This is a genomic window from Streptomyces sp. ATexAB-D23 (genome assembly GCF_000373645.1).
Lineage (GTDB): Bacteria > Actinomycetota > Actinomycetes > Streptomycetales > Streptomycetaceae > Streptomyces > Streptomyces castrisilvae.
In genome coordinates this window covers 162,869-178,724 of sequence record NZ_KB892013.1, presented here as the reverse complement: position 1 = coordinate 178,724, position 15,856 = coordinate 162,869, and the positions used below count along the sequence as shown (strand labels likewise).

13 protein-coding genes are annotated in these 15,856 nt (G+C 72.7%); 8 read left to right on the top strand and 5 right to left on the bottom strand.

Annotation, left to right across the window (positions count from 1 at the left end; translation table 11 throughout):
- Positions 1–132 precede the first annotated feature (132 nt).
- The 7 genes from B082_RS0113905 to B082_RS0113875 all read left to right on the top strand — a co-directional run bounded on the left by B082_RS0113905 (position 133) and on the right by B082_RS0113875 (position 6,212).
- Entirely contained in the window at positions 133–849 is a 717-nt protein-coding gene (locus B082_RS0113905) for a C39 family peptidase (RefSeq protein WP_018552410.1), read from the top strand.
- Between the two features lie 52 nt (positions 850–901).
- Positions 902–1,894, top strand: coding sequence for an alpha/beta hydrolase (locus tag B082_RS0113900; protein ID WP_018552409.1), 993 nt, complete (start codon positions 902–904; stop codon positions 1,892–1,894).
- Between the two features lie 334 nt (positions 1,895–2,228).
- Complete coding sequence (locus B082_RS0113895) at positions 2,229–4,100, top strand: ATP-binding protein (RefSeq protein WP_199783797.1); 1,872 nt, start codon at positions 2,229–2,231, stop codon at positions 4,098–4,100.
- Positions 4,101–4,107: 7 nt separating this feature from the next.
- Positions 4,108–4,542 (top strand): roadblock/LC7 domain-containing protein, encoded by a 435-nt coding sequence (locus tag B082_RS0113890; RefSeq protein WP_018552407.1) that lies wholly within the window; start codon positions 4,108–4,110, stop codon positions 4,540–4,542.
- 2 nt (positions 4,543–4,544) lie between these two features.
- Positions 4,545–4,916 (top strand): DUF742 domain-containing protein, encoded by a 372-nt coding sequence (locus B082_RS0113885; RefSeq protein WP_026249772.1) that lies wholly within the window; start codon positions 4,545–4,547, stop codon positions 4,914–4,916.
- Complete coding sequence (locus tag B082_RS0113880; protein WP_018552405.1) at positions 4,894–5,628, top strand: GTP-binding protein; 735 nt, start codon at positions 4,894–4,896, stop codon at positions 5,626–5,628. The genes B082_RS0113885 and B082_RS0113880 overlap by 23 nt, the downstream gene beginning before the upstream one ends.
- Positions 5,625–6,212 (top strand): GAF domain-containing protein, encoded by a 588-nt coding sequence (locus tag B082_RS0113875; RefSeq protein ID WP_018552404.1) that lies wholly within the window; start codon positions 5,625–5,627, stop codon positions 6,210–6,212. Before B082_RS0113880 ends, B082_RS0113875 begins: the two co-directional genes overlap by 4 nt.
- 18 nt (positions 6,213–6,230) lie before the next feature.
- Here B082_RS0113875 and B082_RS0113870 read toward each other — a convergent pair whose 3' ends face one another.
- From B082_RS0113870 to B082_RS0113850, 5 genes are all read right to left on the bottom strand, one after another.
- The gene (locus B082_RS0113870) at positions 6,231–8,162 is read right to left on the bottom strand and encodes a DUF2264 domain-containing protein (RefSeq protein WP_018552403.1); all 1,932 of its coding nucleotides are present in this window, start codon (positions 8,160–8,162) and stop codon (positions 6,231–6,233) included.
- Between the two features lie 111 nt (positions 8,163–8,273).
- A complete protein-coding gene (locus B082_RS0113865; protein WP_018552402.1) occupies positions 8,274–10,709 on the bottom strand; it encodes a polysaccharide lyase 8 family protein in 2,436 nt (811 codons plus the stop codon).
- 24 nt (positions 10,710–10,733) lie between these two features.
- The gene (locus B082_RS0113860; RefSeq protein ID WP_018552401.1) at positions 10,734–12,143 is read right to left on the bottom strand and encodes a M60 family metallopeptidase; all 1,410 of its coding nucleotides are present in this window, start codon (positions 12,141–12,143) and stop codon (positions 10,734–10,736) included.
- Between the two features lie 159 nt (positions 12,144–12,302).
- The gene (locus B082_RS0113855) at positions 12,303–13,397 is read right to left on the bottom strand and encodes a LacI family DNA-binding transcriptional regulator (RefSeq protein ID WP_018552400.1); all 1,095 of its coding nucleotides are present in this window, start codon (positions 13,395–13,397) and stop codon (positions 12,303–12,305) included.
- A 62-nt stretch (positions 13,398–13,459) separates the two neighbouring features.
- The gene (locus tag B082_RS0113850; protein WP_026249771.1) at positions 13,460–14,446 is read right to left on the bottom strand and encodes a hydroxyacid dehydrogenase; all 987 of its coding nucleotides are present in this window, start codon (positions 14,444–14,446) and stop codon (positions 13,460–13,462) included.
- 340 nt (positions 14,447–14,786) lie between these two features.
- Here B082_RS0113850 and B082_RS0113845 point away from each other — a divergent pair, with 340 nt between their 5' ends.
- Positions 14,787–15,800 carry an ABC transporter permease gene (locus tag B082_RS0113845; RefSeq protein WP_018552398.1) on the top strand — a complete coding sequence of 338 codons (1,014 nt, stop codon included), beginning with the start codon at positions 14,787–14,789 and terminating at the stop codon, positions 15,798–15,800.
- Positions 15,801–15,856 lie beyond the last annotated feature (56 nt).

Genomic DNA, 15,856 nt, shown 5'->3' with positions numbered 1-15,856 from the left:
ACGCGTAAGCCCCAGCTTTCGGCGCTTGCGCCCGTGGCCGGGCCGGGACGACCCTGAGGGCCGTCGCACACGGCCGCGCGTACCCCGGCCGTTGCTGCACGCGAGGCCCGCCCCCCACCCTCAGGAGCCTTCATGCGCAAGAGACTCGTGTCCTCCGCCGTTGCCGCGGTCGCCCTCGGAGCCCTCCTCCAGCCCGGCACCGCATTCGCGTCCGCACCCACCCCGCACCTCGCCCCCGCGGCCGTGCTCGCCCACGGCTCATCGGCCGGGACCGCCGTCCTCAGCGGACACAACCAGCCGGGCACCCGGTTGACCGTCGACGCCGGAAGCACGGCGAGCGCGCACTGGCTGGAGATCGACTACCAGGTCCAGCAGACCGGATACTGGTGCGGACCGGCCGCCACCCGCATCGCTCTCTCCGCCCGCACCGCCCCGCCCAGCCAGGCCGACCTCGCCTGGCAGCTCGGCACCACCGAGAACGGCACCGACCACATATCCCAGGTCACCGGGGTGCTCAACGCCAACCTCGGCGGCGGCTGGTACGAGACCAAGGAGATGCCGAACGATCCGCCGACCCAGGCCCAGCGGGACCTGCTCTGGTACGACATCGTCTTCGACATCGACCGCAACTACCCGCTGGTCACCAACATCGTGGCGCCGCCCGGCAACCAGCCGCCCGGCTACCCCTCGAACCAGACGATCTACCACTACTTCACGGTCTTCGGCTATGACGAGGCCGACCGCACCGTCCTCATCGCCGACCCCGCCTCCTTCAGCGGCAACCAGATCTACTGGATCTCCTTCGACCAGCTCGCCACGCTGATCCCGCCGAAGGGCTACTCGGCATGACCGCCCCCGCCCCGTCCCGGCCACGTCCGCGCACCCTTGCCACCAGGAGGTCATGGTGAGCGATCACCGCCCCAGCCGCAGGAACGTCATCAGGGCCGCCGGAGGACTCTCCGCGGCGATGGCCCTCGGGACCGCCGGCCTGCTCGCGTCGGCCTCGCCCGCCAGCGCGGCAGGCGACGGATTCGGACTGCGCATCGTGGACCGCAACGAGAGCGACCCGCGCATGTGGTACTACCGCTTCGCGACGGACGCGATCGGCTGGAACCCGGGCGTCAACGTCCTGCTCCCCGACGGCTACCACACGAGCGGCCGCACCTACCCGGTGCTCTACCTGTTCCACGGCGGCGGCACCGACCAGGACTTCATCACCTTCGACCGCATGGGCATCCGTGCCTGGACGGCCGGCAAGCCGCTCATCGTGGTGATGCCCGACGGCGGACACGCGGGCTGGTACTCCAACCCGGTCAGCTCCAACACCGGCCCGCGCAACTGGGAGACCTTCCACATCGCCCAGCTGCTCCCGTGGATCGACGCCAACTTCCGTACGTACGCCGAATACGACGGCCGGGCCGTCTCCGGCTTCTCCATGGGCGGGTTCGGCGCGCTGAAGTACGCGGCCAAGTACTACGGGCACTTCGCCTCCGTGAGCGCGCACTCCGGTCCGGCCAGCCTGCGCCGCGACGCCGGTCTGGTCACGCACTGGGCCAACGTCTCGTCGGCCGCGGTGGAGCTGGGCGGCGGCTCGGTCTACGGCATGCCGCTGTGGGACGAGGCCCGGGTCAGCGCCGACAACCCGGTCCAGCGCGTCGAGAGCTACCGCAACAAGCGGGTCTTCCTGGTCGCCGGCACCAGCCCCGACCCGGTCAACTGGTTCGACCAGGTCAACGAGAACCAGGTGCTCGCCGGACAGCGCGAGTTCCGGGGACTGCTCGGGCAGGCCGGGATCCCTCACGAGTGGCACGAGGAACCCGGCGGGCACTTCGTCCGTCCCGCCCTGTTCACCCACGACCTCGACGGAATCATCGGCAGGCTCCGCAAGGCGTAGCGCGTACGTACCCCGGCAGGCAAGCCCCCTCGACCGCCGTCGAGGGGGCTCGCTCGCGTCATGGCACCCCCCTTCGCGGGCAGTTGACCCGGAATCGGCCCCGGAGGAATCGGTCGTTCGTGCGAGTGCTCATACCAGAGCGGGACGGATGGCGGGCAAGTTCCCCAACTGCCCCTCACGCCCGCGCACCTGACGACTACCGTGAGTGCCCGGTGATCAACGGTGGGCTCATATTCTCCGGGCCTGCCCGGCCGATGACCCCGAGAACGACCGACCACCGTAGGTGCCACCACATGAATGCAGATTCCTGGGGCCCCACGTACCGAGGACGCTGATGTCTCAACTTCGCGCACCCGACGCGCGACCGGATCGACGAGAGGGCGGGCGGCACGGCCGACCGGGCGCCCGTTCCCACTCGGCCGCGGCCAGACCGCGCGCCGCCCGGCCGTCCCCCGAGGCGCGCATACGCCCTCAACTCCTGCGCACCGCCGTGCTGCCGGCCCTCGCCGTCGCCCTCGCCGGCGCCGCGGCCGTCATCTTCACCGCCCGCGCGGGCCACGCCCGGCCGTCCACCGAACTCTGGACCGCGCTGGGCTCCGCCGGCGCGCTCGCCCTCGCCTCGATCCTCGCCGCCTTCCTCGCCGCCAACCGGGCCGCCACCACGGTCCTCGGCCGCTGCCTCGCGCTGCGCCGGACCAGCGCCCAGGGCCAGGCGGAGCTGCAAAGTGTGGTGGAGCGGCTGCGCAACGGCGAGCCCGTCCCCGCCAGACGCTCCCCGCAGCCCCCCGTACCCGGCAGCGACCCCTTCGAACTGCTCGCCCAGGAGCTCGGCCGCCAGCAGGAGGCCGCCGTGGACGCCGTCGTCCACGCCGCACAGCTCTCCGAGAACAGCGGCGAGGACCAGAAGGTCGAGGTCTTCGTCAACCTCGCCCGCCGCCTCCAGTCGCTCGTGCACCGCGAGATCCAGCTGCTCGACGAGCTGGAGCACGAGGTCGAGGACCCGGACCTGCTCAAGGGCCTCTTCCACGTCGACCACCTGGCCACCCGCATCCGCCGGCACGCCGAGAACCTCGCCGTGCTCGGCGGCGCCGTCTCCCGCCGCCAGTGGAGCAACCCGGTCACCATGACCGAGGTGCTGCGCTCGGCCATCGCCGAGGTCGAGCACTACCCGCGGGTCAAGCTCGTGCCCCCGATCTACGGCACCCTCCGGGGCCACGCCGTGGCCGACGTCATCCACCTGCTGGCCGAACTCGTGGAGAACGCCACCGTGTTCTCCGCCCCGCACACCCAGGTGCTGCTGCGGGCCCAGCACGTCACCGCCGGGCTCGCCCTGGAGGTGGAGGACCGCGGACTGGGCATGCCGGAGGACGAGCAGAAGCGGATGAACGCCCTGCTCACCGACCCCGACCAGGTCAACGTCGCCCGCCTGCTCCAGGACGGCCGGATCGGGCTGTTCGTGGTGGCCTCGCTGGCTCGGCGGCACGGCATCGCCGTACGGCTCCAGAGCAACATCTACGGCGGCACCCAGGCCGTACTCGTGCTGCCGCAGACCCTGCTCGGCGCCGACGACGACTTCTCCGGTCCCACCGCCGACGCGCCGGTCCCGGCCCCCGGGCCGGTACACCGCCCGCCGCCCCAGGAGGACACCGTCGCGCCCCGCGACCCGGCCCCGGCGCCCGCCCCCGAGCCGGAGCGCCGGCCGTACGTCCCCAGCCGGCAGCTGCGGCTCGACCGCCCCCCGCAGCAGACGCGCCGCCAGGACGAGGCCCCACCGCTTCCCCTGCGCGCCGAACGGGCGGCGACGCCCGCCCCCGCCGACCGGGCCCCGACCGGGGCGGCGGCGGTCCGCGACACCATGGACCGGCCCCAGCTCCCCAAACGCGCCAACCAGGAGCACCTGGTCCCGCAGCTCAGGGAGGCCCCCGCCCCGCGGCCCGATGACGAGCCCGTCCTGCACGACCCCGGGCTCGTGGCCGCCTTCCGGCGCGGCATCGACCTCGCCGAGGCCCGCGCCGAGTCCGAGGCCGAGCCGGAGCCCGCACCGGAGACGCCGGCCGGTGCCACCCGCACCACGACGGCCGCGCAGGTCGGGGCACCGCTCCAGCCGCTCCCCGTCCGGGGCGCGCCCGCGTCCGCGCACCCGCATGGTGCCGGGGCCTACCCAGGCGACCACGACCCCCTCGCAGCGAACCCCACCAAGGAGTAGATGCACCATGGCGACCGATATGCCGTCCGGTCAGGTCTCGGACCTCGACTGGTTGCTGAGCGGCCTGGTACAGCGTGTGCCGTACACCAGCAGCGCGGTCCTGCTCTCCGCCGACGGGCTGGTGAAATCCCTCCACGGCATGGACGCCGACAGCGCCGACCACATGGCGGCGCTGGCGGCCGGCCTGTACTCGCTGGGCCGCAGCGCCGGAGCCAGGTTCGGGGACAACGGAGAGGTCCGCCAGGTGGTCGTGGAGCTCGACTCGACGCTCCTGTTCGTGGCCACCGCCGGCTCCGGGACGTGTCTGGCCGTGCTCGCCGGACGCAACGCCGACGCCGCCGTGCTCGGCTACGAGATGGCCATGCTGGTCAAGAGCGTCCGGCCCTATCTCACGACACCGGCCAGACAGGCGGCCGGGATGCCGGGCGCCGCGGGGCTGTGAGCATGGCGGTCACCCAGGACGGGCCGCTGCTCGACGACGCGGCGGGCCGCCTCATCCGCCCCTACACGGTGAGCAACGGCCGTACCCGTCCCACAGCCGTGCTCGACCTGCTGTCCCTGGTGATGGCCACCGGGACCGTTCCGCAGACCCACCTCGGCCCCGAGCACTCGGTGGCACTCGGGCTGTGCGAGGGACCCACATCGGTGGCCGAGATCGCCGCACACCTGAGGCTGCCCGCCGTCGTGACCAAGGTGCTCCTCTCGGACCTGGTCGACTGCGGCGCCGTCACCGCCCACGCGCCCGCCTTCCATGACACCCCCACCGACCGACATCTGCTGGAGGCAGTGCTCGATGGCTTACGACGACAGCTCTGACGGCTACGGCTACCCGGACCACTCCGGTTACGGCTACGGCTACGCGGACGACGCGTCCGGCAACGGGTACGCGCACTCCACCGCGACGTCCGGGTACGCCGAAGCCCCCGCCGCCCCCGAGGGCTTCCCCGTCGCGCTCAAGATCCTGGTGGCGGGCGGATTCGGGGTCGGCAAGACGACGTTCGTCGGAGCGGTCAGCGAAATCGCGCCCCTGAGCACCGAAGAGCTGCTGACACAGGCCAGTGCGGCCACCGACAGCCTGGAAGGCGTCGAGTCCAAGACCTCCACCACCGTGGCGATGGACTTCGGCCGCATCACACTGGACGAACAGCATGTGCTCTACCTGTTCGGCACACCGGGCCAGGAACGCTTCTGGTTCATGTGGGACGAACTCTCCCAGGGCGCGCTGGGAGCGGTGGTGATCGCGGACACCCGCAGGCTGGAGGAGTGCTTCGCGGCCGTCGACTTCTTCGAACGGCGCGGCATCGGATTCATCATCGCCGTCAACGAGTTCGACGGCGCCTACCGCTACGGCCCCGACGAGGTGCGGGCCGCGCTCGACCTGGCGCCCCAGGTGCCGGTCGTCCTGTGCGACGCCCGCGTCGCCAGCTCCGGCACCGGCACGCTCGTCACCCTCGTCCAGCACCTCATCAACGCCACCGACGAGGCCGCGCCGCTCCCCGGCCACGCCGGCCTGGGGGTCCGTCCGTGATCCCGCACGCCGCCGGACGGCTGCTGCTCACCCCCGTGGACGGCGAGGCGCCCGTCCGCACCCAGCGGCTGCGCAGCCTCGGCCTCGGGGAACGGGCCGACGCCTCGTTCGACAACTTCGACGCCTTCGCCGACCGGGTGGCCGAAGTGACGGACGTGCCGTTCTCGATGGTCAACTTCATCGACGGAAACCGCCAGTTCTACGCGGGGCTGCACACCCCGGCGGGCACCCGCAAGGGCTCGGACCTGGGCGCCACGGCGGCGGGCAGCGGCCGCAACGGCCGGTATGTGGCCCTCGATCACGGCTACTGCCCGCACGTGGTCGTCCGGCGCAAGGCGCTGGTCCTGGAGGACGTCTGCGACTACCCCAGGTTCGCCGGCAACCCGGTCGTGGACGACATAGGCATCCGCTCCTACCTGGGGGCGCCGCTGATCGACCGCACCGGGATCGCGCTGGGAGCCGTCTGCGCGGTGGACACCGTGCCCCGCCCGTGGGGAAGGGCCGGGCTCGACACCATCAAGTCCCTGGCGCAGGAGTTGGTCTGCCACCTCCACCGGAGGGAGGACAACGCCTTCGGACTCTGACGCCCGCGCCCTTCCCGCTCACACCTCGACCGTGCGCCCGTCCAGGAAGGCCAGCGACACCGTGTCCCCGTCGACCCGCACCCGTACGGCCGTGCGCAGCGCCTCCGGGTGGACGTGGTCGCGGGAGAGCACCACGAGCGTGACATGGACGCTCCGTCCGGCCGGGCGGGGGGCGCTGCGCAGATACGGGACCGCCGAGTGGGGACCGTACGCGTTGGACTCCACGTCGCGCGCCACCGCGGCCCCGTCAGCGCCGCCGTCCCAGCCGTACAGCCCGACCACCGCACTGGTCAGCCCCTCCGCGGTACGGGCCAGCGCCCAGTCGGGCCCCGAAGAGGCGTACGGGCTCCGCGGATGCGCCACGGCGTGACCGCCCTCCCGGACGACCGCGCCCTCGGGGGCTTCGGCCCGGTGGACCCGGATCTCCCACGGGCCGTGCAGCACACTGGTCGTCTCGATCCGGTACGCGTGCTCGTCGCCCGGCAGCCGGGCCGCCGACCAGGAGGCGGCGACGCGGTCCTCGCAGCGCAGCGGGTGGATGCGGCGGCGCCGGGAAGGGGTGCCGTCGGGGGCGAGCAGCGCCAGGTGGTTGTCGATGTCGCGGGCGTGGGCGTGCGGGGCGGACTCGGGGGCGGTCGCCGTCGAGTACGCCAGCTTCGCGTAGTGCGGGTCGTCCTCGCCGACGCCCCGGTCCGGGTCGGCGTCGGGCCCCTCGGCGTCGGGGGCGGGCGGGTTGTGGTCGCTGCCGTGGTTGACCAGCCGGACGAGCCCGTCGTGGCGGGTTCCGTGCAGCAGCCAGCCGGGGGCGGGCAGTGCGGTGTAGGTGTCGGACTCCTCGACGGGCAGCGGGAGTTCACGCGCCGTCCACACCTCGTGGTCGGCCGGGAGCAGCAGCCCGAGGAACCCCTTGCTCGCCCAGTACGGTGACGCGGGACCGGAGTAGGGCTGGGTGGCCGGGAGGAAGGTGTCGTACCAGCCGAGCGTGAGCAGCCCCCGCTCGTCGGGGACCCCGCGCTCGACGAAGTGGCGCAGCGCCCCGGAGGCGAGGCGACGGGTCAGCCCCGGCGCGAGCGGGGTGCAGTCCGCGAGCGCACCCATCCAGACCGGGGCCAGCGCGGCGAAGCGGTAGCACAGGGACCGGCCCTGATGGACGGGGGAGCCGTCGGCACCGAAGAAGTGCGGGTAGTCCTCCAGGAACCGGCCGAGCCGCTGCCGGTAGGCGGCGGACCGGCCGCCGTCGCCGCCGGGGCCCGCGATCCGTGCCCACAGCAGCGGGTACAGGTGCATGGCCCAGCCGATGTAGTAGTCGAAGTTGCGGCCGCTGCCGTCGGTGTACCAGCCGTCGCCGACGTACCAGTCCTCGATCCTGTCGAGTCCGTTCTCGATGTCGGACCGGCTGTACGGGGCCCCGACCGACGCCAGGAACTGTTCCGAGACCACCTGGAACAGGCGCCAGTTGTTGTCCCAGGTGCGGCCGCCGACGAAGCCCGAGAGCCAGTCGACGACGCGCTCCTGCACCCGGGCGTCGAGCCGGTCCCAGATCCACGGCCGGGTCTCGTGCAGGGCGACCGCGACCGACGCGGCCTCCACCATCTGCTGCGAGCAGTCCGTCAGGCGCGGCCACGCCTCCCCGCTCGCCGGGTCCGTGCCGGCCGCGAGACCGGCGGCGTACCGCTCGGTCAGCGCGGGGTCGACCGCCCCGCCCGCGCCCGCGATCCGGCAGGCGGCGAGCAGGAACGACCGGGCGAATCCCTCCAGGCCGTCGGAGACCACACCGGACCAACTGCCCCGGCCGGGCAGCCGGTACTGGGCGAACCCCGGTGTCGCGTACGGCGTCAGCGCGTCCAGCATCCGGTCGGCCGTCGCCTCCCAGTGCGCCCTGGTCCAGCCGGTGCGGGAGGACAGGATCCGGTCGGTGGGCGGCAGGTGCAGATGCGGGGCTACGGACATGGTGGTGCTGCTCCTGGATTCGATGAGCGGGGCGGTCGGCGGACGAGTCCGGCTGGATTCGGCGGGCCGGGGGTTACCGGACGAGCTGGACCGGAGGTGCCGGGCGGGGGATCACTGGACGAGTTCGGCGTGGTGGGTGTGGCCCCGGGAGCCGCCGACGGCGACGGTGAGTGTGGGCCTGCGGCCCGGGGAGAGCGTCACGGTATCGTCCGCCTGGGCCATCGCGCGTGCGGCGAAGGGCAGCTGGACCGTGACCGAGGACTCGGTGCGGCCGGGGTCGGCGACCGCGACGGACGCCCGGCCGCCCCGCCGCCGCACGAGGACCGTCGCCGGGCCGGAGGCGGTGATGCCCGCCGCCGTACCGGGGCCCCAGAAGTGCACGGCGGTCAGCCCGGTCCTGCGGTCCTCCACGGCCTGGGCGGTGGAATCGTTGGCCGCGATCCGCACCGGGCGGGACGCCGACCACACCGCGGTGGCCGCGGCGGAGGCGCCGGGGAGCAGCACATAGGCGTATCCGGCGTCCGTGGGCGACGGCCCGTGGTCGAGCCAGAGGGTGAGATAGCGGCGGGTGACCGGGTCGGTGCTGCCTCCCGTGTCCGCGCCCGTGTCGATGGCCCGCCAGGTGCCGGTGCGCTCCTCGCGGAGCGTGCGCAGGGCCGTGCCACCGGGCAGGACGTAGCCGCCGACGCCCTCGATGTGCGCCCACCGGGCCCGGCCGAACGCACCGGCCCGGCCCTGTTCCACGCGCTGCGGCACACCGTCGACGAGCAGGCGGTTGCGGCCGGCCGCGCCGAGGCTGCGGTTGTCGATCACCGTCTCGACCGGGTAGCCGTCGCCCGCGGTGATGCCGGCGCCGAGCGCGACGACCGTGTTGTCGAGGAGGAACCACGTCTTCCTGGCCCGCAGGCCGCTGCCCTCGGCGCCGATCAGCTCCATAGCCGCCGCGCCGTACCGGCCGTCCAGCGCGGCGCCGCCGGCCACCGTGTTCGACGGCCGGTAGGTGGAGGTGCCGGCGCCGGTGCCGAGGTCCTCGCGTGGGCGGGTGTCGACCGTGGTGCCCGGGAGGCGGTACGGATCGACGGTCGGCCAGAAGCCGTCGTTGTACTGCCCGAGGTCGTCGCCGTCGTACAGATACGTCATGCCGTCGCCGGTGTACCAGCCGTGCAGGTTCTCGCCGTTGCCCGCCTCGTACGCGGAGATGCGCTTCGAGGACAGCGACAGGGCGCAGGCCCAGCCGGGGCGGCGGTGGACGACGCGGTCCATGTCGGCGAAGACGAAGGTGCCGGTGGTGCGCGGCGCCGCGTGGATGTCCCGGTCGGCCAGGACCGCCTTGGCCAGGGCGAGTTGGGGGAGGTCGGCGAGCGAGGTGAAAGGGGTGGTGCGGTTGCGGGTGAGCCAGCCCTTGACGAGCGAGCGCCATCGGCCCGCCGGGCCGGCCGGGGCGCCGGTCGCGAGGAGCAGGATCGCCGCGACGGCCGCCGCCCCGTCCCGGTGGTCGCCCGCCCGCTCCCGGGACACCGCCCGGCCGCGCACGGCGTCCATCATCAGCCCGTCGAAGACCACCGGGACGAAGCTGCGCTCCACGGCCTCGTACATCACGGAGACCTCAGGATCGGTGACGGCCCACGGGGAACCGGCGAGCAGCGAGAGCAGCCAGGCCGCGCCGCCGAGCAGCACGGTCCCGTACGAACCGGTGTAGGCCACCTCCCCGTGCTGGACGAACGAACCGTCCTCGTAGAAGCCGTCGCCCGAAGTCGTATAGCGGAACAGGCTGTTGCGGCCCGCGTCGCGGACGTCGGAGAGCGCGTCGCGAGCGGCGGCGACCTTGTCCGCGTCCCGGCCCAGCAGCCCGCGCAGCGCGACGATCACCGCCTTGTCGGTGCGGTTGGCGCCGGTCTCCGACAGGGTGGGGGAGTTGGTCCTGCGGTCGGCGTCCGGGCAGAAGCGGTCCACGACCGCCAGATAGTCCGCGAGATCGGCGGCGGCCAGGCGCCCGCGCAGCAGGACGCAGCAGTCCATCAGCGCGCGCGGCGCTCCGATCTCCCAGAACCACCAGTTGCCGGACTCCGGGGCCGTGGGGTGGTAGGCGGTGTCGTGGGCGAACCGCAGCGCCCGGAGAAGTGCGTCGGCGGTTTCCGCCCGGCCGGAGAGCGCGGTGCCGGGGGTGGCCCAGGCGGTGGCGAGGGTGCGCAGCCGGGTGTAGCTCTGGCCGAAGTTGCCCGGATCGGTGAGGGGGGAGAGGTCCGGCCACAGCGCGGTGCGTTCCTCCCCCCGGTCCAGGGTCTGCCACAGCTCGTCCGCCGCGTCGTCCAGGGCGGCGAGGCCCGTCGCGAAGTCGGGGTCGGCCGGGTCGAAAGCGCCTCCGGTGAGCAGGGTCCCGGCCCGGCTCAGGAGCCCGTCGAAGTCCTCGTCGGTGATCTGCCCCGCCTCCCGCGTCGCGTCCTTCGCCGGTCCTGGCTGCGCCGCACGGGCCGGACCGGCCGTGACAACTGCGGACACCGTGGCGCCGCCGCCCGCGGCGAGAAGGGTCCTTCGGTTCAGCTGCACAGTGACTCGTCCTCCTTCTCTGTCCTAGTCGGAGAGTGTGCTCGGGTCGACGGGCGGGTGGGGAAGGTTCAGCGCGGCGAGTTCGGCGCGGCCCACGGCGTCGATGGGGAAGGCCCAGGTGTTCACGTAGAAATCGGTCAGGTCGTAGCCCGCGATCCGGCTGGAGTACGTGGCCAGCGCGCGGTAGCGCTTGGCGTCCTGCGTGTAGTCGGACTGCGGGTTCTCCTCGCGCACCAGCTTGTGCAGCCGGGGCCAGAAGTCCTCCCCGAAGGCGAGCTCCAGCTGACGCAGCGGCACGAGCTTCTCGTACGCGCCGAAGGACTTCTCGTAGGCGAGTCCGTCCGTGCCGAACTTGGCGCGCGAGGTCTGGAACACCGTCAGACCGGTCTCCGGGTCGACCGTCAGCAGGTTCGACGGCTGTTTCAGGGTGCGCTGCGCGGCCAGCGAGTAGATGTTCACCGTGACCTCGGTCAGACCGCCCGGCTTGTACGCCATCTGCTGATGGAGGTGGCCGAGCTCGTGGTACAGCCCCCAGCCCCGGGTGCGCAGGCCCTCGACCGTGGTGGCCCGGTCCAGGTAGGCGCGCGGGAAGCCGTTGTAGCCGTGCGTGGCGTAGGCGCCGACCCCGGTCGGGACCTTGCTGACCTCGGTGAAGTGGTACGGCCCCGCCTTCCTGCGGTGCACCGGCTTCGAGCCGTCCAGGCCGCTGATCCGGGCGTGCGAGTCGATGATCGTCTCCACCAGCCGGAGCAGGCCGGCATGGTCCTCGTCGCGGTACAGCAGCGCGCCCTCGCGGGTCAGCGTCATGATCGTGTGCGGGGCGTGCAGCTCCACCCAGGGCGACGCGGTCAGCGTGTCCAGCTGGTGCCGGTAGTCGGCCTCGGTGGTACGGCCCAGGGTGAAGACCGGCATGCGGACCGCGCCGGACCGGAACAGCACGTCGGCTCGCTCGCCGTGCCCGGTGAGGGTCAGGTAGACCGGTCCGCCGTGCGGGTCGGTCACCGTGTTGGCGCCCCGGGCCAGCGGATAGCCGCGGGGCTCGGTGATCTCGCCGTAATAGTCCCAGGCGCCGATCCAGAGTGTGGGGACCAGGCCGTCGTGCGGCCGGACGGTCAGCGAGAGCGGGGTGCCGGCGGGCACGTACAGGCCGGTCGGCTGGAACTCCGAGCCGCGCAACGCCTGTCCCAGCCGCAGCCGTTCGGCCTCGGCGGCGGGGCGGGCCGTGACGGTCACGGAGGCCGGGCGGCCCGCGGCCCGTGATGAGGCGGCGGTGGTGGCGGGCGCGGCTGCGGAGGCGGTGGTCGCGGTGATGCCGAGGGCCGCCACCGCTCCCGCGCCCGCGGCTGCGGCGAGGACGGCCCGGCGGCCCATGGGGGCAGCGGTGGCGGCGGGGGAGGCGGTGGCCGGGGCGAGGGGGTTGCTGGGCTTACGCATGCGGAACTCTCCCTGCAGAAATCAACGAGGGGCGGAAGCGGGCGGAACGGGTGGGGGGTGCCCCGTCAGCATGTAAGCGGTTGCTGTCGAGTCGCAAGGGGAGTCGGGAAGTTACTGTGATTTTCTATGGCCAACTGCGGACAGGCGGGAAGTAACCGGTCACACGCGGGCCGGCCGGCCCGACCGGGGTGCCACGGAATCGCGTACCACGATGTGAGTGCCGAGCCGCAGCGCTCCCGTGGTCGGCTCCCGCCAGTCGTCCTCGTCCCCGCCGGACACGGCCAGCCGTACGGCCTGGCGGCCCATCTCCTCCAGCGGGACGTGGACGGTGGTCAGCCGGGGGCGCAGCTCCTGGGCGACCGGGATGTCGTCGTACCCCACCAGCGAGATGTCCTTGGGGACTCGCACGCCGGCCTCCTCCAGGGCCTGTGCGGCGCCGGCCGCGACCATGTCGTTGGCCGCGAACACGGCGGTGAACGCGGGCCCTTCGCGCAGGAGTTCGGCCATCCTGCGGTAGCCGAAGTTGCGGCTGAAGGCGCCCGGCTGGGCCAGTTCGGGATCGATGGGGACGCCCCGCAGTTCCAGGGCGCGGCGGTGGCCGGCGAGCCGGTCGCGGGTGGTGGAGAGCCTGGGCGGGCCGCCGAGGTAGAGGATGCGCTCGTGCCCCTGCATCAGCAGATGGTCGGTGATCGCGAAGGCGCCGCCCTCGTTGTCGTACTCGACGGCCGCGGTGGGCGCGGCCTCGCCCAGCGGGGGCCGGCCGCAGAGCACCAGTTTCGAGCCGCCGGCTTCCAGTTCGCGTGCCCGGCGGGCCAGTTCCGAGGTGTAGCCCCGGTCCGCGATGGAGCCTCCCACCACCACGACCGCGTCCGCTCTGCGCTCGTGCATCAGGTCGATGAAGGCCAGCTCGCGCTGCGGGTCGCCCTGAGTGCAGCAGACCAGGCAGAGCCGTCCCCCGAGTGCGGCCTCCCGCTCCACACCGCGCGCGATGTAGGCGTAGAAGGGGTCGATGACCTCGTTGACGATGATGCCTACGGTGCGGTTGGAGACCCCGGCCAGCGCGCGGGCGTGTGCGTTGACGACGTAGCCGAGCTCGCGCATCGCCGACTCCACCCGCTCCCGAGTCGCCTCCGCCACCGGGTAGTTGCGGTTGAGGACGCGGGAGACGGTGGCCGTCGAGACACCCGCGCGCCGGGCCACATCGGTGACCGTCGCGCGCCGCTGTCCGTCCCCGGTCGTGCTCTGCCGGCGCATCCGGCTCACCCCCTGCTGGCTGTTGTGTGACGATGAGCCTAGAGCCTGCCGGGGGAGCGTGGTCATGCGATCCTCCCGAGGTCGGCCCGGTGCACGGGATGCCCGAACGGCTCGCCCCTCGCGTACCGCGCGAGTTCGTCCACGGCGAGCGCCCCGAGCCGCCCCACCTCGTTGCCCTGGGCGCCCGCCAGGTGCGGGGTCAGGAAGACGTTGGGCAGGTCCCACAGGGGGTGGCCGGGCGGCAGCGGCTCGGGCGATGTGACGTCGAGGACCGCGTCGAGCCGGCCGTCGACCAGATGACCGGTCAGCGCCTCGGTGTCCACGAGCGGGCCGCGCGCCGTGTTGACGAGCAGGGTCCCGGGGCGCATCAGGCCGAGCCGGCGCGCGTCGATCATGCCCCGGGTCTCGGGGGTGTCCGGGGCGTGGAGGCTCACCACGTCGCTGGTCGCCACGAGGGTGTCGAGGTCGACCGGGGTGACACCGAGGGCCGTTGCCTCGGCGGCGCCCAGATACGGGTCGTGCAGCAGCACCTCCGCGTCCAGGACCCGCAGCAGCTCGATCACCCGGCGCCCGATCCTGGACGCCCCGACCACGCCGACGGTCAGGCCGTGCGTGCCGAGCCAGGCGTGGCGGTCCAGGTCGGCGGCGGTGCGATGTGTGCGGCGGGCGCGGTAGAGGCCGGCCAGCGGGAACACCCGCTTCGCACCCATGATGATCGCGGCCAGCGTGAACTCCGCCACCGGCACCGCGTTGGCCGCGGCGGCCGACGAGACGACGATCCCGCGCTCGAAGGCGGCCGGGGACAGAAACGTTTTCACCGTGCCCGCCGCGTGGATGACCGCCCGCAGCCCGGGTGCCCGGTCCAGCAGTGCCGCGTCGACGGGCGGGCAGCCCCAGCCGGTCAGCAGCACCTCCGCCCCGGACAGTGCCCGGAGCGCGGCCGGGGAGCCGAACTCGCTGATCACGGCCGGGTCGAGAAGATCCGCGGTCTCCTCCAGCCGGGACCGGACGGCGGGTGGGAAGACGTCGTCCAGCAGCCCGGTGCTCATGACCAGCACCGTGCGCGGCCGCCTTCCGGGCGGGGCCGCTGCATCGGTGCCGGACCGAGCCGGCGCCTCTTCGGTGGTTCGCACCCTGCCTCCGGATAGTAATCGCGTTCTATGGAATGACCGGCACGCTAAGGAGGTCGGCGGCCGACCGTCAAGCTCGGTCGCTCACCAAATGTGCGGAACATGCGGCTTTTTGGTCATTCATTCGCCCGGAATTCCCGCCGAGAGGGATCACATGACGAAGACGTTCGCCCGGATCCCTTGACGCTTGGGTTAACCGCTTACTAACTTGCCGCCGCAGAAGGCTCACCACGCGCCACCCAGCCGAACAGGACGCACCATGGCTGACACAGCACCCCCGCTGCCGCGCGGAAAGCGGCGAAAGCGGGGCGAAGAACCCGCCCCGCAGGCCGGCCCGGCCCTCGCCGCACCGCACCGGCTCACGCTCGGACAGCGCATCAAACGCGACCGGGTGATGCTGCTGCTCACCCTGCCCGGCCTGCTCTACTTCATCGTTTTCCACTACGTGCCACTGCTCGGGTACGTGGTGGCGTTCCAGGACTACCAGCCGTACCTCGGATACATGCACAGCGTGTGGGTGGGCTTCGCCAACTTCACCGCGGCGTTCAGCGAACCGGCCTTCTGGAGCGCCACGTTCAACACCCTGGAGATCGCCCTCGTCCAGCTGGTGTTCTTCTTCCCCATACCCATCGCCCTGGCCCTGCTGCTCAACAGCATCGCCAGCGACCGCATCCGGCGCTTCGTGCAGAGCGTCGTCTACCTGCCGCACTTCATCGGCTGGGTCATCATCGTCTCGATCTTCCAGCAGATCCTGGGCGGCGCCGGAGTGCTGCCCGACTTCCTGGGCGGCCTGGGACTGCCGCGCTACGACATGATGAGCGACCCCGACGCCTTCCCCTGGCTGCTCACCCTCCAGGTGGCCTGGAAGGACGCCGGCTGGGGCACGATCATCATCCTCGCGGCCCTCCTCAACATCGACCGGCAGCAGTACGAGGCCGCCGCGATCGACGGGGCCGGGCCCCGGCGCCGCCTGTGGCACGTCACGCTGCCCGGCATCGCCCCCGTACTCATCCTGCTGCTCATCCTCAACCTCGGCCAGATCCTCTCCGTCGGCTTCGAGCAGATCCTGCTCCAGCGCGACGCGGTCGGACCGGACGCGGGCGAGGTCCTCGACACCTACGTCTACTACCACGGCATCAAGGACAACGACTGGGGCGTCGCCGCCGCCGTCGGACTCGTCAAGGCGGTCATCGGCACCGCACTCGTGCTGGGCGCCAACAAGTTCGCCCACCGACTCGGCCACGAAGGGGTGTACCGCGGTGCTGACCGCTGAGAAGACGCGCGCCACGGCCCGGACCACCGGACCCGCGCCCCGACCCGCCCCCCTGC